Here is a 24,209-nt window from a genome sequence, read left to right as displayed (position 1 = left end):
AAAAACATTACCTTTTCACACTACTATATATTAAAATATAACTAATTTAATTATATTGGGGGGTACACATGTCAAATTTAATAACTGATATTCAAAGGAATAATAGAAATCCAATCACGCTATTAGTATTAATTACATATCGTTTTGGAAATTGGACATTCTATAAAGTTAAAATTCCTCTTGTCCGTCAAATACTATGGTTTTTTTATTTGATATCTGATACCATATTCGTCCGAATTATTGGCAGTGGAGAACTTCCGGCTAAATGTAAAATCGGCAAAGGACTTAAACTGCCACATTGCATCAATGGTATTATAATTCATCCTGATGCAATAATTGGTGAAAACGTAACTATTTTTCATCAAGTAACGATTGGGTCTGTACACACGAAAGGCAATACTCCACCCAAAATAGGTAACGGTGTTGTTATTTGTTCAGGTGCAAAAGTAATCGGTAATATTGAAATAGGTGACAAATCTAAAATTGGTGCGAATGCCGTGGTACTAAAAAACGTTCCAGAAAACGCTACTTCTGTAGGTAACCCAGCAAGGAATATATTAAAAAATATTATATAGTTATATTCATTATCCCGTTGTCGCTTGTACCCAAATATAAGTATCTGCAGCTGTTTTCATACATATATATTCTTTGTCTGCAACACCAGAACCACCTTCAACTCTCACTTTATATCCACGATATATTGATGATGCCGCTGGTAATGATGCTACTTTACCTAATTGTAGGTATCCGTTTATAAAGATGTTAGGAGTAACTAGATTACCATTGTTATCTAGTTCGGTGATGAAATTACTTGTCCCTAAATTCTGCACACGACCAGTTACCATGTTATTAATGTAATTCATTAATACATAACAATTAGTAGCACCACTAGCTAAATATATGCCGTATCTAGTGGTAGGAGTAGCAGACGTATCTACTATAATGTTATTACTGATTCGAACAACATTTACATTTGAACCTACGTAAATACCATGTTTACCAGATGATACCTTACTAGCACCATCCAAGAAACAACCTTGTATGGTGATATTCTTAGAACTTGCGTTTACAAGTATTCCATGATCACCGGAATTTATTATCGTCGTTCCTTGAATTACTACATCTTTTACATTTCCGTTACTGGATGTGAAATTCTCTTTTATATATATTCCTACACCTTTTACATCGACTATTCTACAATTATTAATATTTATTCCATTTGCAAAAGTATCTATCCATATTCCATCATCAGATCCATTTACTTCACAACCAATTAATCTGGTGTTTTGGGATCGTATTTGGAAACCGATTGAATCTTTATAAGTCCCTCCATAAGGATCAGATCCAACTTTCGCTCCTTGAACTGAACAATTCACGAAGGTAATAAATTCACCACATTGATGTGTATCAAAGTTAGCTTGCGAACCATCTACACTTGTGCAATTAGATACAACAATATGTCTAGGAACTCCGTAATTATTCACTTCATTATCAACAGTAAAACCATGTCTGCAACGCTTAAAATGACAATTTGAAACAGAAATGTTTTGTGTAGCACGGAAAATATTTATACCATAACCATACCGTAAGCTTGTTTCATTGTTGATGAAGTCCTCACAAACTAAGTTGTCAATTACCCCACCGACAACGTTATTAAAGCCACAACCGTATTCGTCGCCGTTTTTCATATGAATATCTCTGATTACAACATTAGCTGTATTATTTACTGATAAAAAAGGAGTGAGCGTTTGATTTGGATTAGGATTATAGAAAGATATTTTTTCAATACAAAATCCATCAACAATTGAAATCTTCTTATAACCACCACCTGTTGCCGAGTTATAGTTATCTTGTAACCTAGAATAGAATTCTATCGTCGTAGTAGTTGTACTTCGAACTCTTAAAATCTCTCCCTTGTACCTGTTAGCCTTGTCAGGAGCAGCAGAGAAAGGTTCATCTGATACTATTAATAAATAGTCACCCGTTCTAATGTTTGTAGTAGAAGATACTGTTATAGTATCGTCCCCTTTATTAGCGTTTGCTGTTAATGGTACTTTATTCCCTTCATTCGAAGTGTATCCTATTTTTAAAAGTGGCTCAGTTAAAGCTGTAGAATTCAAAACAAATCTTGTTTTTTTACCAGTCCCTTTTAGATACAAACTTTTATTACCTACATTTATATTTTGCGCAATATTATAATCTTTCCCCGAAAACTTAATAGTTGTCCCTTCAGGGGAATCAGATATAGCTTTCATGATTGCCGGTTGCCAATCAATGATTTTACCTCCATTGTCTCTTATCGCATGATGAGAGTATTGTTCTATCGAAATTTCAAAATCAGTTTTTTTTATCAAAGATTCAAGTTTCACACTATCAGAATCAATGCGCGCTTTTAAATTAGGGTGAACTTTTCCTTCAGCGTCCACTCTAGCTTGCTTTGTCTCTGGATCAATCGAACCATTTATAACAATTTGATTCAATTGTTCTTGTACACTTTCGGAAATCATTTTAGCTTGTTCAGCGAATTCCTTTGCGTCATGAGCTTCTTTATACGCTTCACTATTCAACACATCTAATTGCATTTGTTCTAACTGTTTAATTAATTGATCTAATTGAGAAATATAAGTTTTAGATGGAATTCTATTAGTTAAAGCATCTGGTAACGAAATAATAATAAAGTCTTGAGTTGTAGCTTTTATAGTTGCATTCTTCTCCACAGTGAAATACGCTTGTTTAGATTTCCCCACAGATGCAAAAGTTTGTGTTGGGAATGTGTATTCGAAATGCCCTTTAGCTGCATCTATCATAGTGATTCCGTTCTTATCTCTAACGGAAGTATTGTCAGGTTTAGCACATTCGAAATATACGTCACTTCCAGTTAAATTATATGGAATAAAACCGTCAACAACATATACATCAACGGTATTGCTAGCTTTATCACCTACCCTTCCAGTGACAAGGGAGTTTAATTGTGCGTATTGTGTTTTGTTGATATCAAGGATTAATCTGGTTTTCATAACCTATTCCACTCCTTTGTACTCAGATTCATCAATTTTAATTTCATTGTCCACAGTTACTTCTTCTGGCATATCACCAGCCATGTCAAAGATACTCGATCTTCTTTTTACAGATCGAGCTAACATAGGTCGTATTGATAATTCTTCTTCTTTTACAATCTTAATTTCATAAGAGAATGAAATATCATTATCGCTTTCCACAATGAAATATTTTGCATTACGTTCAGAAACCCAGATGTCACCACGACCGTATTTGCTAATAAAAACATGATAATCGCTTGTTTCGTTTTGGAAGAAAATAGGCAAGTCAATCTTAACTTGTCCATCCGTAGTTGCATCTTCTCCAATGTGGGTAAAAGTTTCGGAAGAGCTCATTACACTAGACATATTCTTAGTTGCATTAACTTTTGCTAATGACAGTGATCTAGCGAAAGTCACCGGTTGATCTATATTGTTATTAACTACAGTTCTATTCAAAGAAGTATTAACAATCGACCAGTTATGCATGTTCAACTCACCGAATGCATCTAAGTTATTTTTAGCGGCTACACTGAAAACTTCATAAAAACTCCCGTTAACCGTATAAGCTAACATAACTTTTGTTGCGCTACTTATTGCTAATGAAGAACCAGTTGTTTTAAAAATACCATTATTAACGATGTTTGTTCCCATTCCATCAAGTGCGACGCCGCCATTAGCGTAAAATCTACCGTGAGAATAAGAGTAATCATCTCTAATACCCGATACAGTTATTTTGGCGTCTCCATTCAATCGCGCGAAGTCGATGCCTTGATCAAAAATTAACGCCAATCTTTTGGTGTTATCTATATACGTTAATTCTTGAATAAAATTACGGGCTACACCGTCGCCGCTATCATTAAAAACAGCTTTTGTCCTATTAAACATTAAATCTTTCCACAAGTGATTCCCTGCCATACCATACAAATTAGGGTTATCTACAATTTCAAAATATGGATTATAGAAATCTGTATCTTCATTGTAAACGGATAGACTTAAAAATCTATTCGGACGTATCGCGACAGATACACCTTTCATTGACGGATTATTCGCCTTACCTTGATAACCGAGAAAACCTATCATAGTTTCATTATTATCAAATATATTAAGCCTTCCCACATTATCTAATTGCATTCGTCTTTTTCCATTAACGCGTGATTCTAAACCCTCCGGTAATAATTTGATGATGCTTCCAAATTCATTGAAACCAGTTTGAACCATTGATGCATTTAATTTACCTGTCGTTATAAAATCAGCTACAATCGAACCGTCCATTGTCATTGCTAGTCCGTATGGTCCGTTAATGCCAGTTTTAGAATAACCTAAACCATTAATATTCCATTGCCATACTTTTCTAGCTGTCGATTCTTTATCTGTATCCATGATTAGGATTCTTTCTGGATAGACACGAACATAACCACCGAACCCGCTATTAATTAAATCTGTAGCGCGTTCTTTTGCTTTTTCTAAAAAACTAGTTTCTAAACCGTTTAGATTATCTTGCATTCTATCTATTTTGTTAGAAACATCCGTGAATGACTCTTTATAGTTTCCTAATGTGACATCAATATATTCTTCGTTCAATGGATCGTATTTGTAAGATACAACTTTCGCTTTAATGTCGATACCTTCATCTAAATGTTGAACGGTTACTGTATCGCCCATATAAACACGTTGCAATACAGCTAAATCTTTATATTCTTCCGTTTGAGATAACTCCTGGAATTTAACTTTATAAGTCGCCGGTGGTTGATCCACATGTTGACTGTTGAACATCCCTAATGCAAGTCCACGTAATTTATTTAAAGCTTCCGGCAATGGTAAAGCATCATCATCGTTTATAGCGTCTCCTTGCTTTGCTTTAACTTCCGGGAACTCAATTTTTCTAATTTTAGGATTCACATACTTATTAACCAGTGGACTAGTAACATACTTTTCTGGTAATAGTAGTTCATTTGCACCTTGTGGCATTATCTTTGTAATTACTGATTGCCAATCAATATCAGCTTCGTATCCTATTAAATCCTTTTTATGTTGGATTACAACACCACGATCCCTACCGCGTCTAGCTAACATTCGAACGTTGAAATTGTCGCGTAGTAATTCGCCGCCCCAACGATTTAAGAATGAGTTATCCTGTCCGTTATCCAATAAAAATTCTACAGGGTTTTTTCTAACTAATCGTGCGTTCGCAATGTTCTCAATATCGCTATAAAAATCAAAAATAGTTGGATATTGTAGAGCGCCTTTAACTTGATCTAAAGCACCCATACCTGATTTACCAACGATGTTTGTATCCTCGATAAAGTTATCTACTAAATCATAGAAAATGTGATAACAAAACACTTGTACTTCACCATCAGTTGGATGCGGATTTGCTACACGGAACAATTGATCCCCATCTGGTGTTGGCGCTTTAATTAATGACTGCCCAATGATATCTAATCCGTGTGGAGAAAAAAGAGGATATTTAAAACTTAGTGTATAAACTCCGTTTAAAATTTCCTCAATTTCAGCTTCATAAATATTATTATCAAGAATGCCTATACCGTTGTGAGTAAAGTTTGTTTCGTTAGGCTTATAAAGTGTAATCAAATGTATCGCCACCTTGTTTCTATATCGATTTTAGATACACTCCCCGTCCACGATATTGTATTTTCTCCTTCTTTAAATGTAGGGAACTTCCCAATCATTTTGTCATTCATAGGAGTTGTATTGTAGTAACATTCCATTAAATCAGAATCAACAATAACAAACGGATTAACGTCTTTTACTTGGAAAGAAATACCGTTAATCTGTATTGTTATATTTCCTGTTCCGTAAATCGTTAATTTCGGTAAAGAATGTAATGTGCCTTGATTCATAATCGTAACGGGATTTGTTATTGTAATTGGCTGTTCAATAGCGTACTCATATGGATCAGCTTTAAATGTAACTTGAAACTTTCCGTATTCCTCTATTTCGTTATCTATATCTCCAATTTCAACTGACTTTATCTTTCTATAAACATAGTCGTCAGTAAATGAAACAACCTTAGCATTCATTATCCACGCTTTTATTTTTCTTAATAAAGGTTTGATATTTTCATCTTCGAGTAAATTAAACTCAACTGTAAAATCAACATCTTCGTAACCTTTATCTTTTGTTAACGCCCCATTTTCTCTCCCGTCAACTTCAATAAATTCAATCTTCTTTTTAGCAGTCGGTATTTTAGGACGGTCTACCATGCAAAGATGGTAGTTCCGCCCTAATTTATCGTTTATCCGGATATCATGCACGTGTAGAACCTCCTTTACCGATATTTAACGCTTGTCCTCTCTTAGCGAACCATTCGTCTGCTTTTTCAAACGTTCTGTCTAAATCTCTATCATTTTTAACAACAGTGTGGAAAGTGACTTCGTTTTTAATTTCTTGTGGTTGAGGTTTCTGTTCTTTCTCTCTTGTTGAATAAGATGTTGAAAGAGTTGTTCCTGCTAGTTCAGGAAGACCTTGGAGTATACCAGGACTATACAAAGGGCTGATATCTTCGCTACTGAACATACTAAAACGACTCACGGTTTCTGGGACTAAAGATCGCGGTGCGGCTAAACTACGCGAAGAAGCTGAAGCTGTACCTATCCCGAAACTCGCAGGTCCAACTTCTTTTTTCTCTACTGTCATCGTTTTCGGAAGGATACTCCAACTATTCCACCATCTTTTCACTTTATCCCAAGCGCTAAGAATTTTTCCTGAACTCGTATCCACTTGATCTTCTAAGTCTTTATAAGAATTTTTTAATTTATCTATACCTTCTCTTTTTGTTGCTTCGGCTTTGCTTTTAACTTCTCTATATTCTTTGTTAGCTTCGTCAATCATTTTGTTCGCTGTTCCTTCGGCAGCGCTTCCTAATTCTCGTTTCATTTCTTCAGCCGCTCGGACTCTGTCATCTCGAGTTTTTTTTGCTTTATCAATAACTTCATTCTTTTCTTTTTCCATCTTTGTAACAGCGTCACTCAACATTTCAGCGGTAACTCTCTCTTTGCTATTCTTTAGATTGTTCATAATAACTTCTTGTTCCGTTTTGTTTTTAGATAGCGCCGATATAGCCTGTTGGTCAGCGACTTCGCGTAATCCTTGGATTTGTTTGTTTTCGTCAGCTGTCAAAGCGCGTTTTTCTTCTTTCGCTCTATTCCAAATTTCTACAATTTTATCGTTAGCAACTTGAGTTTTCGCTTTTTCCATTTCGTAATGATCTGTATACATCTTTGATATATTAGCTTGTTCTTCCGCAGTTATTGTTTTCATTCCCGCGAAAGCTTCTTGTGTTTTTTGAATTTCAGCGTTCTTCTTTTCTTCGAATTTACCAACAACTTGATTTTTCATATCTTCATATTTTTGAATAATAACAGGAAGATTTTCATCCGTGATCACTTGTTGTTGCGCGAACATTTCCAAGGCAGTAGTTCCGGCTTGTTGAGACATCTCCATGTAAGAGCCAACGACTTTCTTAGTACTTTCGGATATTTTATCCACACTCTGTACTGTTCCGTCTGCCGCTATATTTACGCGATCTTTGAATAAATCTACAGCCGGTATAGCCTCTTCGTTTAAAGCTTTGTATATCCCGTATCCAGCTGCTCCAATCGCTGCCGCTCCAACTAACCAAGGGGCTATAGCTAGCGCCGCCGCCCCTAACGCCGCGCCTAAACCTCCTGTAGCGACTCCGGCAGCTCCAACACTTGCTGTGGTCAATCCTAACGCTGTACCTAAACCTCCTAAAGACGTCACAAGACCTCCTATAGTTGTTATTATCGGACCTAACAACATGAGTATTGGTCCGAGAACTACAGCGAGAGCCGCTATAACACCTATTGTTTTTTGTGTTTCAGGTGAAAGATTAGAAAACGCTTCAGACATCGTTTTAATAGCTTTCTCCACAATTGGTAATACTTGTTCAGCTAGTTCTAAGAAAACTTTACCTATAGGTTCTAATGCGATTTTAAATTCACGGTATAACTTTTGTGCGCGTTGCCCAAATGATTCCTCTTGGACTTTTTTTAGTTTATCCATCGTGCCAGCTGTTTCCCCTAAGGCGTTAGTAGCATCGCCCATACTGTAAACAACTTCATTTCCTAAATCCTCGAAATGAACCCCGAATAGTGAAACACCTAGTTGCGTAGCTGTTACTTGATCGTCCATGCCTTTTAACTCATTAATGATCTTATAGAAAACATCAGCCGCCGGGCGCTCACCCTTCTTAAACTCTTCCCACATGTCTTGGGTACTTTGTGACATTTGCCCCATCGCATCAGAAGTAGTTTTTGAACCATCTTGAATACGAACTCCATATTCCTTAACTAGGTCGTTTACATAGTCGAGATTGTAGGCGCCATCACGAGTCCCATTTTTTAGAATTGTTAACATCTGATCAGAGGCAAAGCCCGCTTGCTTATATAACGGCACGTATTCGGCTAGGTTGTCAGTGAATTCGTTTGATACATCTAATCCGTTTTGCATACCGGTAGCAATGAAGTCCATCGCTTCTTCACCGGTCATGCCGTATTGTTTTATTAATTGTGAAGCGCCGCGAGTTGTTTCGTTCAAATCAACATCAAACGTTTTAGATAAAGCAAGAACATCTTCTGTAACAGCTTGTAAGTCTTCATGAGGAACATCTTCCATATTCTGATACACTCTAATTACAGCTTTGTTAACCTCGTCTAAACTTTCGCCCCAACCTTTAGAAAAAACATCTTTCGCGATTCCACCCATGTTTTCAGCGCCTTTAGCTGTTAAGCCTAAAGCTGCTTGAATTTGACGTTGCGATGAATCGAAATCAGATGCCCATTTAGCCGTAATACCCATTACACCGGCTACAGCAGGAGTTACAGTGCTTGTTAAATTAGAACCGATTTCCTTTGTCTTATTGCCAACTTCTTTTAATTTATTACCTGTTTTTTCGGCTATATTTGCCTGTTCTCTTAATGATGTACTCGTTTGTTCGACTTCATTTTTTAAATGCATTTCAGCGGTTCTAGCTTCATTTAACTTGGTTTCTAATTTGTTAACTTCTGCTGAATTTTTTCCATATGCGCTTTTTGCAGCTTCTAATTGTTGTTCGAGATTTTCAACTGATCGCGCACTCATTTCTAGTTGTTGTTGTAAGTGCCTTTGTTTTACGCCTAATTTTTCAGATTCAGAGATGCTATCACCTAACGCGACACGTTCCTCTTCTAAAGCTGATTTCAATTTATTAGTTTCTGTAACCAATAGAGATTCGGCACGTTGTAATTCATTTAATTTTTGCTTTGACTTCGCAGATTCACTATTCCGTTCCGCTTCCGCTTGCTTAGCTTGTTTTAATGATTCGGTAGTTGTTTTTATTTTATTAGAAAGTTCGGCTTCGGCAATTTGTGCACGTTGTAATTCAGCAACTGCCTTTTGTGTTTCTATAGAATTTTCTCCCCACACTTTTTTTGTGCGTTCGAGTTGGTCGGCAGTTTCTTTAGTCTTCTTTTTGGCTAGTTCATATTGTTTTTCCAAACTAGATAATGAAGTTGCTAATTTCTCCGTATTTGTTCCAGTTAACTTCATTTCCGTCTGCAATAGTTTTAAATCTTGCTTTAACGCTTTATTAGACGTATTCATTTGCTCTATCTTATTTTTATATTCGGCGGTGTCAGCCTTAAACTTTATTACGGTTTCTTTTGAAGGTCCGGCCACTATTTTTCACTCCCCTTCTCTTGAAGGTAAGCTTTCCAACCTTCGTAAGCACTCTTATTTTCAGCTATCCTTTGAACGTCACGTAAAGGTAGATGCCAGAAATCTCTTTCCGGAATTTTAAAAATGAACACGTACAAACTATACAAATCTACAACGTATTCAATCTCAAATTCAGGAAGTTTTAAGCCTTTTTTCCCGCTTTTTGTTGGAACCCTTTTGCCATGTTGTTTTTATCTTTTTGCTTTTTTAATACAGACCCAAAGATTTTGAACGCTTCTGTCATATCAACTTCATATTGTTTCATGAATGATTCAAAATTCATGTAATCAGAAACGTTCGCTTGACGATAAGCTGCATAAACAACACGGAATGTATCTAACAAATCAACGTTCCCTGCGCCGCCCCGTGTATCTAATAAAGTACTTAAAAACGATTTTCCAATAATGCCCTCTTTTTCTAGATTAAATAGCGTCCACGCAGTTAAATTAGGGTTGATTTTTACTACTTCACCATCGGCTAATGTAATTTCGTTTGTCATTATAAATCTCTCCTTTTAGACAAAATTAAAGAGCGCTAACTAGAGCGCCCTAAGTATTTTCATATTTTTTTATTATGGTGTAACCTTACGTAGTTCAGCAGGATCGAATTTAGTTAACCATTTATTTTGAACATCAGCTGGCAAGTTAATGCCTTCATAATAGAATTCGCCATAAGTATCAGGTAAAGCTGTAATTTCTACTTCGAATTCAGCTAACTCGTCCGCTCCATTTTCGATACTCTTAACAAATCCAGTAGCGGCAGAGCAATTAGGGAATGCGATTAAACGGTTATTATCTTCGAATGTATCGTATTCTTCAGCAACAAATGAGAAGTCTTCACCCACACTTTCAATACCGTACGAATACACGTCAGCAATTAAACCTTCGTTTTTAAGTCCGAAAATTTTACGAGCAACTTTTAATTCCATGTGTCCCGAAATTTTAACAGTTAATTGTGTTGGTTTAGATTTTTTCTTTTTAGTTACACCGCCGCAAATTTTTGCGATTGATTTGATTTCCGTTTCTGCATCTAATTTACCGATGCAGCCAAAAGGACTTGTTGTTGCTTCACTTTTAAAAAGTAAACTTGCGTTCTTAATCTCGACGGCATCAAACACATCAATTGTAGTTGTTGGCATTTAATTTCCTCCTAAAGTTTTATTGATTTCTTCTATCAAGGCCTTATTAAGCTCTTCGACAGATTTATTTGTTTCTCTATCCACACCATGTAACATGAAATCTTCAGGCTTGTTCCCCTTACTTTTACCAACACCCAAATCAGGAAAAACTAAGTAAGCAAATTTAGGTTTTGGTTTTAAAGTTAAAGTCAGGTTTTCTTTCAACGTACCTTGAATTGATTTCGAAAGTTTGGCGTGAAGTTTCTTTCTATCCGAAATCGGGATTAAACCAAGAATCGAATTAACCATGATAGGCGATACTTTCTTTTTTAATCCTTCGTTAATAACTCTCTCTGCAACGTTTGGCAATCGCTCAATATTTCTTTGATAGGCTTCGAATTGTGACGAATCAACACTGAACTTAGCAGACAATTTTGATGTTCCTCGTCAATTCAAATGTGAGTACGTCCACAAAGAATTCAGTATCTTTCTTTTTCATCTTATCTTTGAGCGATTTATTGCAAGTATGGCCAGTTTTAGCAAGGCTACCCATGAATTCCAATTGTAGAATGTCCAAGTCTTCTCTATTTTCCGAGAAGAAATAAACAGTAACTTCTTGGCTGTAATTTTTAGCGCCTGTTCTTTCGAATCCACCTGTTTCGAACACCACATGATTTATTGTGGATAGATTAGCTTCATCTTCTTGTACAATGTCCTGGTAAACTTGAGCGCCACTGAAGAATGATTCTAGGTGTTCAACCAGTCTAATATTATATTTCTCAATTAATTCATTTAGTGTCATCAAGACCACCAACCTTTTGTAAGTATAAGAACATATTATTCTTAAAACGATCAGCTTTAATGATGCTATAAGAAACACCACGCAATTTGAGAGTTAGGCTGTCCACATCTTTTTTCTTAAATATAGGAGCATACAACGTTTCAATCTTCATATCTAACTGTTTACCCACACTATTTACTAGCTGTATATCAATCTCACGACAAGAAAGTTCTGCAAATCTAAGTTTGATAATTTCGACATTTTCATATCCAATTACTTTCTTAGTGGCATTTCGAATGGTTTTCTTCTCTATGACACTTACAAACCCGTCATTGTAAGTTTTTCTATGTTGTTCGATTGCCATTAAGCTTCCCTCTCTTTTAAGGCAGCGTGTAAAATCAGTCGTGATAGTGGTTGGTAAAAGTTAGATTCATATTGATCGAGAGCGTTATTATACTCGTATCGGATGCGGTTGATAACTAACTCACGTGCGGATAAGTTGATTTTCAGATCAAGTTCAACGCCTACTAAATCATTAATATAGTAAACAGAACGATCTATCAGCTTTATGATGTTATTGTCTTCCTCGTCCCATGTGATTGCTAGTGCTTCTTTCACATCATCAAGCAAATCGAAAGGCGACACTAAAGTCACCTTTGATTGCTCATTTTCCATACGTTATCACTCCTTATTTTGCAGCTGGTGGAGTAACAGGTGCGTTCGGATCAACTAAACCAGCAATATCGTAAACTAAGAATGAATCATTGCGGTCAGCACGACCGTTAGCGTACATTTTAGCAATGTATAAATCTTCATCTTCGATAGCGCGAGTTTGATCGTACACATCTAAACGTTGCGCTCCACCTAATCCTAAGAAGTAGTCTTTCGCCATACCTACAACCATTTTTCCTTTTGGAACAGCGTTAGATTTAACGATTGAACCTGGAATCGGAAGAACATTGTAAGCATAAGTTCCATCAGCATTAGGACGTGTAGTGTAACCATAAATTTTAGCCCAGTAATCAACTGGATTCACAATTAGCATTACATTGTCCGGGTTACGTTTACCATCACGAGTAAGTAAAGCCATGATGTTTCCTAATGTGTAAGGAGAAAGATCTTTCAGAACAGCTGTTACAGCTTTATCAGCATTTTCTCCGTTAGTAACATTTAATAAATCTTTCATCATACCGATTGGTTGATCTTTACCAGTACCGCGAACGATAGCTAGTTCTAAAGCGATTTTTAAAGACTCAACTAATACAGTGCGAACATAACGGTCTAACCAAGTTGGCCCTAAATCAAGCATCGCCTTACAAACTGGCATAAATGCAGATAATTTATATTGGCTGATGTTAATTGTTTCGAACCCTTCATCCAAAAGTTCTTTATGAGCAGCACATAATTTGCCCCAGAACGCTGTTTGAATATCGCCCTTTTTAAGAATCCATTCAGTTAAAGCGCCTACGTTTACAAAGTTAATCTTAGATAATAATTCGTGAGATTGAACTAAGTCTTCAAATACTCGTTCGATAACAGTTGGTGGCACTAATGCTTCAGTTCCAGCGAATGAGTTACCAGCGATTACTTGATTGTAATATTTTGTTTCTTGGCTAGTTAAAGCACGCCCACCACGAGCGGCCAAAACAGCTTGGTCGCTAGATTGAACAGATGCTTGATCTAAAATTTCATTTTGAATACCTTGTGCGAATTGTACTAAAGCGTTATCTACTTGTTCAGGTGTCCCTGACGCTAAAACCTCGCTTAAATTTTTCTGATTGTCAATTTTAGTTTCTAAATCTTTACCCATTGTAAAGTACCTCCTATAGTTTGATAGATTTTAATAATGAAGCCATAAATTTTGCTGATTTTTCAGCATTTTGAATACGTTTGTCACCTTCGTTTTCGATAGGTGCTTCTTCTTCAGGTTCCTCAATAACTGGTTCTTCGTTGTCCACACTTTCTATTGAATCTACAATCTCGTCACAAAGACCGTAAGATTTAGCTTTTTCGGCAGTCATGTAAGTTTCATTGTCTAATAGCGCTTCTAGTTCAAAGAACTCACCATTAAAACGATTCTTGTATGATTGAATTAAAGCTGAATCTACGTCACGTAACATTTTTGCTTGTTTTTCTAGCGAATCAGCATTTCCGTATGAGTACGTTGAAGCCCTATGAACCATCATAATAGCGTTAGATGGCATTACAATTTTGTTAGCGCCCATAGCGATTAAAGAAGCGGAAGAAGCTCCCATAGCATCAATAACAGCCGTTACATTTGAAGGGTGGGTTTTTAAGTAGTTGCAAATAGCAATACCTTCGAATGCGTCGCCACCATTTGAATTGATATGGATTTCGATATCGTTCGTAACGCCGTCTAACATTTCTCGTACGCCTTGAGATGAAATATCACCGAAAGGGGCTTTACCAACGTTTCCATACATGTAAACAACTGATTTATTATTGTCCTGTTTGTTGTCCATCATTAGGAACTTCGGTTGAATCTTTTCCATTTCCATCATTTTCACCCCCTTCCATAGTTCCACTTATCCTTGCTCTCTCATAGTTCTTAGTAACATAACGTTCGTTAGCCCAATCTTCTTCTATTTGTTCTTTTCCTAATCGTTCTAACACATCGTTTATGCTCATACCACCGACTGCAAATAACTTGTCAACCGAATTAGCAAACTTAGTAAGATCGAACAATTTGAAGTTGTCCATGCTGAATTTAACGTATGTTTTATTCAAATATTCGTCACGTGTAAACATTTTCTTATTGTATTCATTTGCAATCATGTCACCGATAGGACGAACAACAAATAATATGAAATTATCTAAATCTCCTGTTGGATTTCCAGAAGTTGAAATACCACCTTCACTTATTCCACTTAATAAAGAGGGCGGAATATGGAAAGCAGTTGCCACGAAATCTAACATATCTTTTGCAAGATTTTTAATGTCCCTCGTATCTAAATTACGTGGGTCCTTGCTTTGATCTTCCATTGTTACGTTATTAGGAAGGAATAAAACAGCAGTTTGTTTTTCTGAATCAGAATAACCTTTCATTTTTTCCTCGAACAGTTCTTGCGCCGCTTTTCCTGCTTCATCGGTTAATGAGCTCATAAATTGTCCTTTCATCAAGAAACGTCTTCTTCCATTGCCTTTATAATCAGACATAGCTTTAGCAAGTAGTAATCCATACGAGTTATAAAGACTGTCAATAACACTGTTTATCGACTCTTCAGAAATCTTCAAATATAGAACGTCTTGTTCTCTATATTCCTTTGTTAAAAGATGATTGTTAATCGAAACATTTTTGTAAACATACTCATTAAAACCATTCGTAGTTTCACGATGAAACGATTCAGCTATCCACAATTCTTCACCTATAGGCAAAATTAACGCTTCATTTTCGTAAATTAACTGATGAACAAACTTACACCAAAATTCATGAGCATTTTCGTTTTTATTTGGTGATACATTCAATTGATAGTAGTTCAAACTTCTCTTTAACTTACCGCTTCGATAAGATTCAAAGTCACAAGCTACTAAACTACGAGCGATTAAATCAATAGCAGCGTTAACATATAACTTTTTATAAGCAATTTCGGCTTTAAGTGTTATTACGCCACAATCAACATCCGGAGTCGTTCCATTATCACTTGTACCTAAAAAGGTTTTTAAAACATTACGAATTCCCATTTTTTCACCCCCTTTCTTAGAATGACCATACTTGCATATCGTTTAAATCGACTGCATAGTTTTCAAGATCACCATCGAAATTGAGGGCGTGTGTGAATGCAAAAAACCCGTCAGTTTTTCTTTTGACAGGGTCGATTTTTTTATATTCTTTTGAGCCATTTCCTAATTCATCCACATAGATATTGCCACAATACCAACGCATAACAGGATCGTCATGAAAAACAATATTATTGTTGATGAATAGATGTTGGATTAATGGGTCTAACATCGCGTGAACATACTGACCACGCCTCACTATATCAACTCTTTCGTTAAAACCAGCTTCTTCTAATAAAGGTTTCAAGACTACAGAACGGAATTTATCAATCGCGATACGCTTAATGTCGTATGTTTTCGCTTTTTCTAAAAACCAATTGATAACACGTTTTGGCTCGATTTCTTTATCGTAGACGATGGTGAAGAGTCCTTTTTCCACACCGATATCGATAATATCTTGATTAATATCCTGCATTTTTAATGCCTGATGCCAAATAAAAGTGTGTTGAATCCAATAACGTTTCCCCTGTCGCTTAAATAACAAACCGACGCTGCAGAAGTCGCGTAATTCTGCGTAATCCACACCACCAATGCATTCATATTTGTGTAAATCATCAGGTAAAGGTTGATCTGTAGCAAGAATATCCTCATAGGTAGCAATCTTGTGTTGAAATAACTGCTTTGGAATGTTCATCCTTTTTGTCAAAAACTCAACATGCATCGGGATGTTTGTCTGACAATCAGCCCATTCCTCTTTCATCGTTTCGAATAATTCTGTGTTATCTCGAATGGAAGGATTGGCTTTTTCCCAGTTCGCAATATCTTCGACTTCTTCTTCAGAGTCTAATTTGCAGATGAAGGGGAAAATCTTACTGTTTTCAACTTCTCCACTTAGAACCATTCGTGCCTTTTCTTTCAAATCATCCAAAACGCCGCCACGGACATATCCATCCGTTGTTAAATAGAAAGTTCGGCCATCTTTAACTTTACCGAGCGCCGAACGGAATACTTTAATTGATGCATAGTCTTCATATTCGTGAATTTCATCGAACCAAACTGATCCAGGACGCAAACCATCTTTTGTTCTAGCATTAGAAGTATTGTATTTTAAATGTGATCTGTTTTTTTTATGTTCAATTAACACTTTAGTTGTATTGAAAGACTTCTTCAAAACACTATTTTTAGGGTTGTCAATTACATTCCGAACATCTTGAAATGTAGTTTTTGCTTGTTGTTCAGAAGTTGCTATCCATTCGATATGATAATTATCAATTCCGAACTGTTTGGACAGCATATAAAAATTATGCCAACCACCATAACCATTTTTACCGCCACCACGACCCATTAAAATTAAAATCTGATTCCAAATTAAACGGTCATTATCTTTGTATCTAACTCCATATACGCAAGCATTAACAAATCTTTGCCAAGCGTAAAGTTTGAAAGGGAAATATGGCTCTGGAATTTTAACACTATCCTCAATAGCTTTTACATCAATATAAACATTTGGATCATCTAAAGTTTTTCGAACTAAGGCCATTAATTGTTTCTGTTCATTACAGGAACGAATAGCCCCGCTTTCCACAGACTCCATATACTCACTAATGTACGGGTGATATTTATAAGGAAGATTAGACTTCTGCATCATCGTCGTCCACCTCTTCACTTACCGCTTTAAGTCCAAGTTCATTAAGAATCTTTAACATTTGCGTATTAGTCTTATTCAACTCATTAATGCTATCGTTTTTCTTCATAAATCCATTAGCACCTAGTACAGATACACCACGTTCTTCGATATCAGCAATCAAATTGTTTTTGATATCCCACATTGCCATGTAATCTTCGACTAAATCAAGAAAATGTCCGTGAATGACACCGTTTGACCTCATTTGACCTAGTAAATCGTCACGGATCTTATCTCGTAAGTTAGTATGTTCTTTTAATGCTTCGTTCCAATGTCGCTTACGCCAGGTATCACGGACAGTAGTTTCAGCAACGCCATATTTTGTAGCAATATCAGCGTATGACATGCCATTTTTATAATCTTCAAAAGCCAAATCGTAGTTTTTTTTCTTGATTGTCACGGTATCACCACACTTTCATTTGTTAATTTAGACATCGAGATAACATGTTTTTTTGCACTTTTTTCTGTTCCGCGCGTGAAAAGCAAAAAATAAAAAGACAAATCTCCCCCCCGCGTTGCTCGGTCCCCCAGCAAAATTGTTTCTATATTTTACCCGGGGGGTGTCTCAGGAAATTTATCTTAAATTATTTTATAGCTAAACCAAAGAATAGCTCAGCATATTCAATAACAATGTGAGCTTCTGTTAAATTCATATTTAAATAATGTTCTAACCAATGTTCACGTAGACTTTTCTTTACTGTTTCAAGTGTAGTCTTCTCACATGCTCTTGGATTACATATGTGACGTATCTGTTTGTATGTTGTATAGATATCTTCTCTAAATCGTTTGTATATCTCGGCTTCAGATGCAGTAGATTCAACTATTCCAACATCTATTAGCTTATTGATAATGGACAAGTCATATGTGTTACCTTGTATCGTTAAGCTGTCCACACTTACCACCTCTCTTCATCTACTATCGTGCATCGCTTCTTCACTATGTTCTTCTCTTTGTTATGTTCTTTGTTATGGCATTGAATGCATAGCGTTTCTAGGTTGCTTAGTATGTATGCTAAGTCTGGTCTGTCACGTAACTCCTTGATATGATGGACGTTACGACCTTTGCTATACTTACCTTTGCGCTTGCACTCCTGACACTCACTGTTGTCTCTCTCTAATGCCTTAATCCTAATGCTCCTTCTCCAATAAGGATGCTTATAGAACTTAATGATGTTATCTTGCTCATATAGTTTATTAATCTCTTGTATTGTTAGAGGTCGCATGAACTATCCTCACCTCTTATCTTTCTTAACAACTTGATTCCTTATTGGTCCATTGCATTTAGGGCATTGCCATCCATCACGTATCTTATGAGAAGTTTCTTCAAATCCACAACCTTTGTTCATGCACCAATGCTTTGTTAATGGCATTTTCAAAATTATTCCTCCTCTTCAATCAAATGCTCAAGACCCTTTACCGCTTTATCATCCAAACGAATATCCATTAACTTTAAAATCTTAATTACATCTTCTAACGATTTGATTTTGCTCCCGTCAATCTTATGAGGGAATGTTGGTCTAAAGTAAATGCTATCTTTCTTTTCTATTGTTAATTTATGTTCACTCATCCTTCATCCTCCTCCAAAATAAAAAGCACCCGAATGGATGCTTTAAGATCAATTATTTATTTACACTTCAATTACGGTAAATGAAGTTTTAATCTTCTTTCAGCTACCTAATGTCGTTACATTAACCTGCACATACAACACTATTAAGTAACTGAAAGAAGAGCAAAAGCTCTCCTTAATAACGGTATCATTCAATCACTACCATCTGCTGGTTTCGGATTTTATCTGCCATCATTATAGATCGTTTAGACAAAATATAAAGGAATCTTTGTGAGTTGTGTTTTCCGCCACTTCTCACAATACAAATATATCACGTTAACTCCAAAACAACCGGCACATTTACTGCCAAAAAGCGGTCACGACTCTGCCATGTTTTTAATTAATTGTTGCTTTAATTCTGTTTAATAATTTTTGGTATAATTCGTTTTCTGTTGACCACTTAATATGACTAAATTGTCTAGTATCAAAATTAATATCTTTAAAATCGTCATCTTTACATGTCCATATAACAGTCTTACCTAGTCCCACCGCATAACCAGCTTCGAAATAAACTCCACCTCTGTGTCCGGTAAAATCTGCAATTACAAATTTACTTTGTCTTATTTTGACTATTATTTCATCAGTTATATCATTATTATGTTCCGCTTCATCAATTCTGATAGGCTGGTATCCTGCCTCTTTTATAGCTTTTGTGATTGCATTCTTATATGGACTATCCATTTTTGGACTAAACGACATCGCGACAAAAACCTGCTTAGTATCCGCTTCTCTTCCTTTTTCTAATTCTGCAATGCGATTCCACCCTTTCGCTGTAACTGTAATATGTGCAGGGAAATCTGCTGCCGATAGCTTAGATATCTCAATCAGTTCGTCCTGAAATAGTTGGTTCGCTATATATTTCATTTCCAACAAGTGAATACTCTGTACAAAAAATATAGATTTATCTGATTCACGAATATATACTGGGTCACCTGGAAATTTGGACAATTTAGCTAAGTTTATTAATGACTCATCCAACCTATCAGAAGCACTATCTGGATATTCACTTAATAGATCCTCTAAAAGATAAATAGGATACGGAAATTCTGAAAGATTTTTATCTGGTCGATTAAGAAAAATCATTATTTTCCCCATCCCTCTAATGGTTCTCTTTCTTAAAATTGCAGAAAGTTTTCTCTTCTGCTCTACATTTAATTCAAATCTCGCTTCTTCAGCCATGGAAAATGTACCACAATTCTCACATTTATATTGCTCTACACGTCCTCCTCCCACTCCCACTAATTGTTGTTCCACAATAGAGTTTTGACAAACCGGACATCTTTCACTCATCACAATCACTACTTTCTTTTTTTATAGCATAATCTTAACATACAAATAATTGACTTACCCATATCTTATATTGTGTGTAACTGACCCCTTCGCTGAATCCCTTGCTATCATTGATTTCATTTAACTTTCTCTTTTGAGTTACACAGTACGAAATTTATGAGTAACTGTATACATTTAAAAAGAAAAAGCAATGATTAGATTTTAAACCTAGTCATTGCTTTATCCATTGCATCTTGGTTTACACCTATATAACGTAACGTGACCTTCTCTGACGAGTGATTGAATATCTCCATGAGTAATGCTATGTTTTTGGTTTGCATGTACATGTGATACCCGTACGTCTTTCTCAACGTATGTGTTCCTATTTCATCTAACCCAAACTCTGCTGCAGCTATACTTAATATCTTATATGCCATGCTACGACCAATAGGACGATTACTCCCTTGTCTACTTTGCAACAAATACTCATGATTTTCTCTTTCTTCTATAAACCATTTAAGTTCTCTTTTTAATGCTACAGTAATTTGAATACGTTTTTGTTTTCCTGTTTTCTTTTCTCTCATAGAGATATGACTCCCTTTGACATCTCCTACCTTCAATTTTAAAATATCAGAGATTCTCAGGCCTGTATTGATTCCCATAATGAATAAAATATAATTTCGTACACTCTTCTCCTTAAAATACTCTTTTAGCTGCTGTATTTCTTCTGGATCACGTATTGGCTGAACAAAATTCATTATTCATTACCTCCAGTCTCTTCTGTCTCGTAAACTTCTAATCTAAGAGCAAAAGCAAGTTTATAAAACACTCTAGCCTTAACGCGTCGATAAGTACGCTCACTCATGCCAATCTCGTTATAAACCATATAATCACATACCTCTTCATCTTCTAAATAACGCTTAATGATGATGTTTCTTTGATCCTTTCCTGCACGCCCATTGCCCAAGCGACTAAGGAACTGATCAATACGAAATGACGTTTTTTTAATCCACTCTTCTCGTTCACTTTGTTGTATATTAGCCATCGCTACATCTTCTAATGGATTTCCTACATCATTTGTAGGTCCGTGATATCTAATTTCATAAGAAGGAGTGACTTTCATTTCTTCACGCATCATTCCAAACTGTCTATATAAACGTACATTTTCGAGAACACCTTCTAATTTTTTCTGCGTTGCCGTTCTATCAATTTTCGGTAAGAAAGATAATTGTTTAGTCATGTAAGACCACTCCTTTTTATTTTTAAATTACTTTTGTCTTAAAGCCCCACGTCTACGCTCATAACAAGGTCTATGAATCCCCATTAAATCTTCAATTTCACGAGTGGTTAGCTTCTCTTCTTTCTTTTTCTTATGTTTCTTCTTTACTTCCTTAGATTGCTTTTTCCATTCACGTATTTGATCTTTTAAGTTCTTCATTCTCTACATCCCCTTTCAAAAATAAAGAGGACACCATTTCTTAAAACAGCTTGATTGCTGCTCTAAAAATTGGTGTCCTCTAGTTTTCTAGCCGGACTATATTCAGTTTCTTTTCACTTTAAAATACCAGCTTGTACAAAAATATTTCTCCAAGCGTTTTTAACTCTATATTTTTCAAAGGATTTCGCACGTCGAGCAATAGCTTTTCTGGTTTTCTTTTTCTTTAATTTAGACATTTCTCCTAACCTCACTTTCTATTCCATTTGTTCTTTACATTCTTCAAGGAAATCGATAGCTTCCTGAACATGCTCCCTTTTTGTCATACTTTCCAATACGTATCCTTCATCGTCATACACATTGACCTTATTCCCTTTAAACTCCATTCCCCACATTCCATCTGCGCCTAATAGCTTTAAGTTTTCTTCCATTCTTTTAACCTCACTTTCTATTCAAAGGATTATTTTATTAAGTTTTAAACATACCCAAAGCCGAGTGTTCCCAGATGATATAATATAGTCAATTAGAAAAAATTCACTTTATTAACCCCAAAGAAATGAGGTCGCTTTTATGAAAAGTATGAATAAATGGGTACTAGCTATTAGCTACTTTTTTGTTCTAACACTCGTTCTCCATCTATCATTTAAAATGTTGATTTTAACCGCTATGGATCCTACTACTAGCTTTCCAACTTCACGATTTCTCATTGGACTGTTAACTTTAGTATGCGGAGGTTGTTTATTAGGTTTTGGAGCTAGAAAATATATTTTTTCCTCTTCAAATATTAAAAGTGAACAATGGAAAGTTGCAGCAAAGTTTACCTTGTTGACGACTCTATCTTGTTTTACTGCAATGCTTATTTTTTATTGGGTTTAACCTTGATTTTTTTTACAATATATATCTACCCCTGAATAAAACTCAATATTCCGTAAATACTAAAGTCACATGGTTATCTTTCCTCTGTTTTTCTTGGGTGAGCAGTTAGCTTTTGCTAGCTGCTCTTTTGTGATTCATCGTCACATTATGATGAAATGTTCATATATTATCTCGAAGCAAAAACCCTAATTTACTTTTCAATATCTCACTTTTCCCTTAAAGAGCGCTTTATTTAGTGCTCTTTTTGGTGTTTCAAATTACTACAAAATGAAATTTTTGTTATCCCCCCTCCAAAACCCACAATATGTTAATATATACATAGATTAACAACAATGATTTTTTAGACATTTAAGAAAGGATGATAAAATGGTTATTTTCCAATGGCTAGAATCATGGCTATCTAGTGATATTCTTCATTTTAATTTATTTGTAGGTATGACAACCCTTCTCTCTCTAGCGTCTGTTATCTTATTTTCTATAACGTTTAAGAAAATAGGTACCAACGATACAGAAAGACTAAAACTCAAGCACCAAATATCTTATACAATGTGCACTTCACTACTTGTCTTATTAGCCATATTTATTCTATGGATGCCTACAAATACTATCTATTTAAGACAGTATCTCATCATGATAATTTCCATTTCACTTCTTTTCGGATCGATATCAGGTCTGTACCATTATAGAAAAGAAATACTCCCTGAGAGTTGAGTTAAACTCCTTTTTAGAACTCGTTGCAGTTAGCGGGTTCTTTTTTTATAAAATAGCGTTTTTGTTCAAAATGATGCCGCATATATTTGGACACATTTACCAGTGTTTTTACCAAAAAATTCATGATATGGTTAATTAGTCGAGTACGTCATTACTTGACGATTACCCTTAGAGGCCCCGCAGACAATCGGGGTTTCTTTTATTTAAATAACGATTTTGTTCACTTTTATAGCTTACTATTCCTCATAGTTGTGTTTTTCTTCTAGGACTTTTATAAAGTTAAAGTGTCCATCGAGATAACAATCATTGATATAACCCCTAAATATATTTCATTAACTTCGCTTAAAGTAAAATTTTCATTTTTTCATTCAACCAAGTTCATAACATATTCTTTTCCTCCGATAAAATAATGATTAGGTGCCCCACACGCATTTTATCCACTGGAAATAACACCTTTTACGTACTTAACTATTAGAAACTTCATTTCTGCTATTTCTGCAATAGCAATTTTGTTCACTTTTTTGATACATTTATGAAACATTCACATGTTATCTTCAATACGTTCGATCCTTTTTATAAAACCGTGTGAGATATACCAAAACAAGAATCCCTAGAGCCCTAACTCTAGGGATTCTTGTTTTTAAATAAGGATTTTATTAAATATTCAATTGAGCCTTTTTATACTCTCTGTATTACTAGTCCACTAGATACTCAGAAACCTTACAAAATTGTAATACTAATGTAAGGGTACTCAATATGAACTAATGTATTTATGTAGTAAACTATCTATCGGAAATACATATAAAAGGAGAAACATTTATGAATTTTGAAGACAATCGTAAACTAGGTATTCAGTTAGGGTGTATAGTGAAAACAGATACTACACAATATCTAGTGTTTAAAAAGAATGAAAATTATTCTTTATTAAATATTGAAACTGTGGAATGTACAAATTTTGAAGTTTCCTTAGACAATATTGAAGAAATGATTCAAATTGACTTTAAAGAAACAATTCAAGATATTATTCCTCCAGAGAATATTAAGATTTTAGCCCAAAACAAAATATAGATTACATTTCCCACAAGGAGCGCTACTTCTTCATGCTCCTTGTGTATAAATCATTCGTTGCGATAGGTAAGACTTTGAAGTTATCTCCATCTTTTCCCCCGCTTAACACTGTACGTGCGACTTTCACCGCATACAGCGTCCCATCTTAT

27 protein-coding genes are annotated in these 24,209 nt (G+C 35.4%); 3 read left to right on the top strand and 24 right to left on the bottom strand.

The window, feature by feature from the left end:
* Window positions 1–68: 68 nt before the first annotated feature.
* Window positions 69–575: a serine O-acetyltransferase gene (locus tag ABH960_RS20300; RefSeq protein WP_404447933.1), complete on the top strand. Its 507-nt coding sequence runs from the start codon at window positions 69–71 to the stop codon at window positions 573–575.
* Between the two features lie 9 nt (window positions 576–584).
* Here ABH960_RS20300 and ABH960_RS20295 read toward each other — a convergent pair whose 3' ends face one another.
* The 24 genes from ABH960_RS20295 to ABH960_RS20180 form a co-directional block, all read right to left on the bottom strand.
* Window positions 585–3,017 (bottom strand): BppU family phage baseplate upper protein, encoded by a 2,433-nt coding sequence (locus ABH960_RS20295; RefSeq protein WP_404447930.1) that lies wholly within the window; start codon window positions 3,015–3,017, stop codon window positions 585–587.
* A 3-nt stretch (window positions 3,018–3,020) separates the two neighbouring features.
* Window positions 3,021–5,630, bottom strand: a complete 2,610-nt coding sequence (locus ABH960_RS20290) for a phage tail spike protein (RefSeq protein WP_404447927.1) — start codon at window positions 5,628–5,630, stop codon at window positions 3,021–3,023.
* Window positions 5,627–6,313, bottom strand: a complete 687-nt coding sequence (locus ABH960_RS20285; protein WP_404447925.1) for a phage tail protein — start codon at window positions 6,311–6,313, stop codon at window positions 5,627–5,629. Before ABH960_RS20285 ends, ABH960_RS20290 begins: the two co-directional genes overlap by 4 nt.
* Window positions 6,306–9,737 (bottom strand): phage tail tape measure protein, encoded by a 3,432-nt coding sequence (locus tag ABH960_RS20280; RefSeq protein WP_404447923.1) that lies wholly within the window; start codon window positions 9,735–9,737, stop codon window positions 6,306–6,308. The genes ABH960_RS20285 and ABH960_RS20280 overlap by 8 nt, the downstream gene beginning before the upstream one ends.
* Window positions 9,738–9,918: 181 nt before the next feature.
* Window positions 9,919–10,275, bottom strand: a complete 357-nt coding sequence (locus ABH960_RS20275; protein ID WP_404447920.1) for a hypothetical protein — start codon at window positions 10,273–10,275, stop codon at window positions 9,919–9,921.
* A 72-nt stretch (window positions 10,276–10,347) separates the two neighbouring features.
* Entirely contained in the window at window positions 10,348–10,914 is a 567-nt protein-coding gene (locus ABH960_RS20270) for a phage tail protein (RefSeq protein ID WP_289405277.1), read from the bottom strand.
* Entirely contained in the window at window positions 10,915–11,325 is a 411-nt protein-coding gene (locus ABH960_RS20265; RefSeq protein ID WP_404447917.1) for a hypothetical protein, read from the bottom strand. It lies immediately after the preceding gene.
* Window positions 11,315–11,695 carry a hypothetical protein gene (locus ABH960_RS20260; protein WP_404447914.1) on the bottom strand — a complete coding sequence of 127 codons (381 nt, stop codon included), beginning with the start codon at window positions 11,693–11,695 and terminating at the stop codon, window positions 11,315–11,317. The genes ABH960_RS20265 and ABH960_RS20260 overlap by 11 nt, the downstream gene beginning before the upstream one ends.
* Window positions 11,682–12,038 (bottom strand): phage head-tail adapter protein, encoded by a 357-nt coding sequence (locus ABH960_RS20255; RefSeq protein WP_404447910.1) that lies wholly within the window; start codon window positions 12,036–12,038, stop codon window positions 11,682–11,684. Before ABH960_RS20255 ends, ABH960_RS20260 begins: the two co-directional genes overlap by 14 nt.
* A complete protein-coding gene (locus tag ABH960_RS20250) occupies window positions 12,038–12,349 on the bottom strand; it encodes a hypothetical protein (RefSeq protein ID WP_404447907.1) in 312 nt (103 codons plus the stop codon). Before ABH960_RS20250 ends, ABH960_RS20255 begins: the two co-directional genes overlap by 1 nt.
* A 13-nt stretch (window positions 12,350–12,362) precedes the next feature.
* Window positions 12,363–13,484 (bottom strand): phage major capsid protein, encoded by a 1,122-nt coding sequence (locus tag ABH960_RS20245; RefSeq protein WP_404447904.1) that lies wholly within the window; start codon window positions 13,482–13,484, stop codon window positions 12,363–12,365.
* A 13-nt stretch (window positions 13,485–13,497) separates the two neighbouring features.
* Window positions 13,498–14,118, bottom strand: a complete 621-nt coding sequence (locus ABH960_RS20240; protein ID WP_404448108.1) for a head maturation protease, ClpP-related — start codon at window positions 14,116–14,118, stop codon at window positions 13,498–13,500.
* A 16-nt stretch (window positions 14,119–14,134) separates the two neighbouring features.
* Window positions 14,135–15,376 carry a phage portal protein gene (locus ABH960_RS20235; protein WP_404447901.1) on the bottom strand — a complete coding sequence of 414 codons (1,242 nt, stop codon included), beginning with the start codon at window positions 15,374–15,376 and terminating at the stop codon, window positions 14,135–14,137.
* A gap of 16 nt (window positions 15,377–15,392) precedes the next feature.
* Window positions 15,393–17,060, bottom strand: coding sequence for a terminase TerL endonuclease subunit (locus ABH960_RS20230; RefSeq protein ID WP_404447898.1), 1,668 nt, complete (start codon window positions 17,058–17,060; stop codon window positions 15,393–15,395).
* Window positions 17,044–17,496: a P27 family phage terminase small subunit gene (locus ABH960_RS20225; protein ID WP_404447895.1), complete on the bottom strand. Its 453-nt coding sequence runs from the start codon at window positions 17,494–17,496 to the stop codon at window positions 17,044–17,046. The genes ABH960_RS20230 and ABH960_RS20225 overlap by 17 nt, the downstream gene beginning before the upstream one ends.
* A 184-nt stretch (window positions 17,497–17,680) precedes the next feature.
* The gene (locus tag ABH960_RS20220) at window positions 17,681–17,989 is read right to left on the bottom strand and encodes a hypothetical protein (RefSeq protein ID WP_404447892.1); all 309 of its coding nucleotides are present in this window, start codon (window positions 17,987–17,989) and stop codon (window positions 17,681–17,683) included.
* A 2-nt stretch (window positions 17,990–17,991) separates the two neighbouring features.
* Window positions 17,992–18,318 (bottom strand): HNH endonuclease signature motif containing protein, encoded by a 327-nt coding sequence (locus ABH960_RS20215; protein ID WP_404447889.1) that lies wholly within the window; start codon window positions 18,316–18,318, stop codon window positions 17,992–17,994.
* 155 nt (window positions 18,319–18,473) lie between these two features.
* Complete coding sequence (locus tag ABH960_RS20210) at window positions 18,474–18,662, bottom strand: hypothetical protein (protein WP_404447886.1); 189 nt, start codon at window positions 18,660–18,662, stop codon at window positions 18,474–18,476.
* Window positions 18,663–19,037: 375 nt separating this feature from the next.
* Window positions 19,038–19,991 carry a nucleoside 2-deoxyribosyltransferase gene (locus tag ABH960_RS20205; protein ID WP_404448105.1) on the bottom strand — a complete coding sequence of 318 codons (954 nt, stop codon included), beginning with the start codon at window positions 19,989–19,991 and terminating at the stop codon, window positions 19,038–19,040.
* 194 nt (window positions 19,992–20,185) lie between these two features.
* Window positions 20,186–20,728, bottom strand: coding sequence for a site-specific integrase (locus ABH960_RS20200; protein ID WP_404447883.1), 543 nt, complete (start codon window positions 20,726–20,728; stop codon window positions 20,186–20,188).
* Window positions 20,728–21,210 carry an ArpU family phage packaging/lysis transcriptional regulator gene (locus tag ABH960_RS20195; RefSeq protein WP_404447880.1) on the bottom strand — a complete coding sequence of 161 codons (483 nt, stop codon included), beginning with the start codon at window positions 21,208–21,210 and terminating at the stop codon, window positions 20,728–20,730. The genes ABH960_RS20200 and ABH960_RS20195 overlap by 1 nt, the downstream gene beginning before the upstream one ends.
* A 27-nt stretch (window positions 21,211–21,237) precedes the next feature.
* On the bottom strand, window positions 21,238–21,408 hold the full coding sequence (locus tag ABH960_RS20190; RefSeq protein WP_215598701.1) for a hypothetical protein: 171 nt from the start codon (window positions 21,406–21,408) through the stop codon (window positions 21,238–21,240).
* Window positions 21,409–21,521: 113 nt separating this feature from the next.
* A complete protein-coding gene (locus ABH960_RS20185; protein WP_002010097.1) occupies window positions 21,522–21,644 on the bottom strand; it encodes a DUF3983 domain-containing protein in 123 nt (40 codons plus the stop codon).
* 18 nt (window positions 21,645–21,662) lie between these two features.
* Entirely contained in the window at window positions 21,663–21,836 is a 174-nt protein-coding gene (locus ABH960_RS20180; RefSeq protein WP_179957889.1) for a hypothetical protein, read from the bottom strand.
* A gap of 139 nt (window positions 21,837–21,975) precedes the next feature.
* Between ABH960_RS20180 and ABH960_RS20175 the strand changes: the two genes are divergently transcribed.
* Both ABH960_RS20175 and ABH960_RS20170 read left to right on the top strand, forming a co-directional pair.
* Window positions 21,976–22,281, top strand: a complete 306-nt coding sequence (locus tag ABH960_RS20175; RefSeq protein WP_147740495.1) for a hypothetical protein — start codon at window positions 21,976–21,978, stop codon at window positions 22,279–22,281.
* A gap of 1,530 nt (window positions 22,282–23,811) precedes the next feature.
* Window positions 23,812–24,060, top strand: coding sequence for a hypothetical protein (locus tag ABH960_RS20170; protein ID WP_001008434.1), 249 nt, complete (start codon window positions 23,812–23,814; stop codon window positions 24,058–24,060).
* Window positions 24,061–24,209 lie beyond the last annotated feature (149 nt).

It is taken from the genome of Bacillus sp. RC252 (assembly GCF_044909215.1).
In the GTDB taxonomy this organism is placed as follows: Bacteria; Bacillota; Bacilli; order Bacillales; family Bacillaceae_G; genus Bacillus_A; species Bacillus_A mycoides.
Note: the sequence above shows the minus strand (reverse complement) of the source record. Positions and strands in the feature narration are given on the sequence as shown.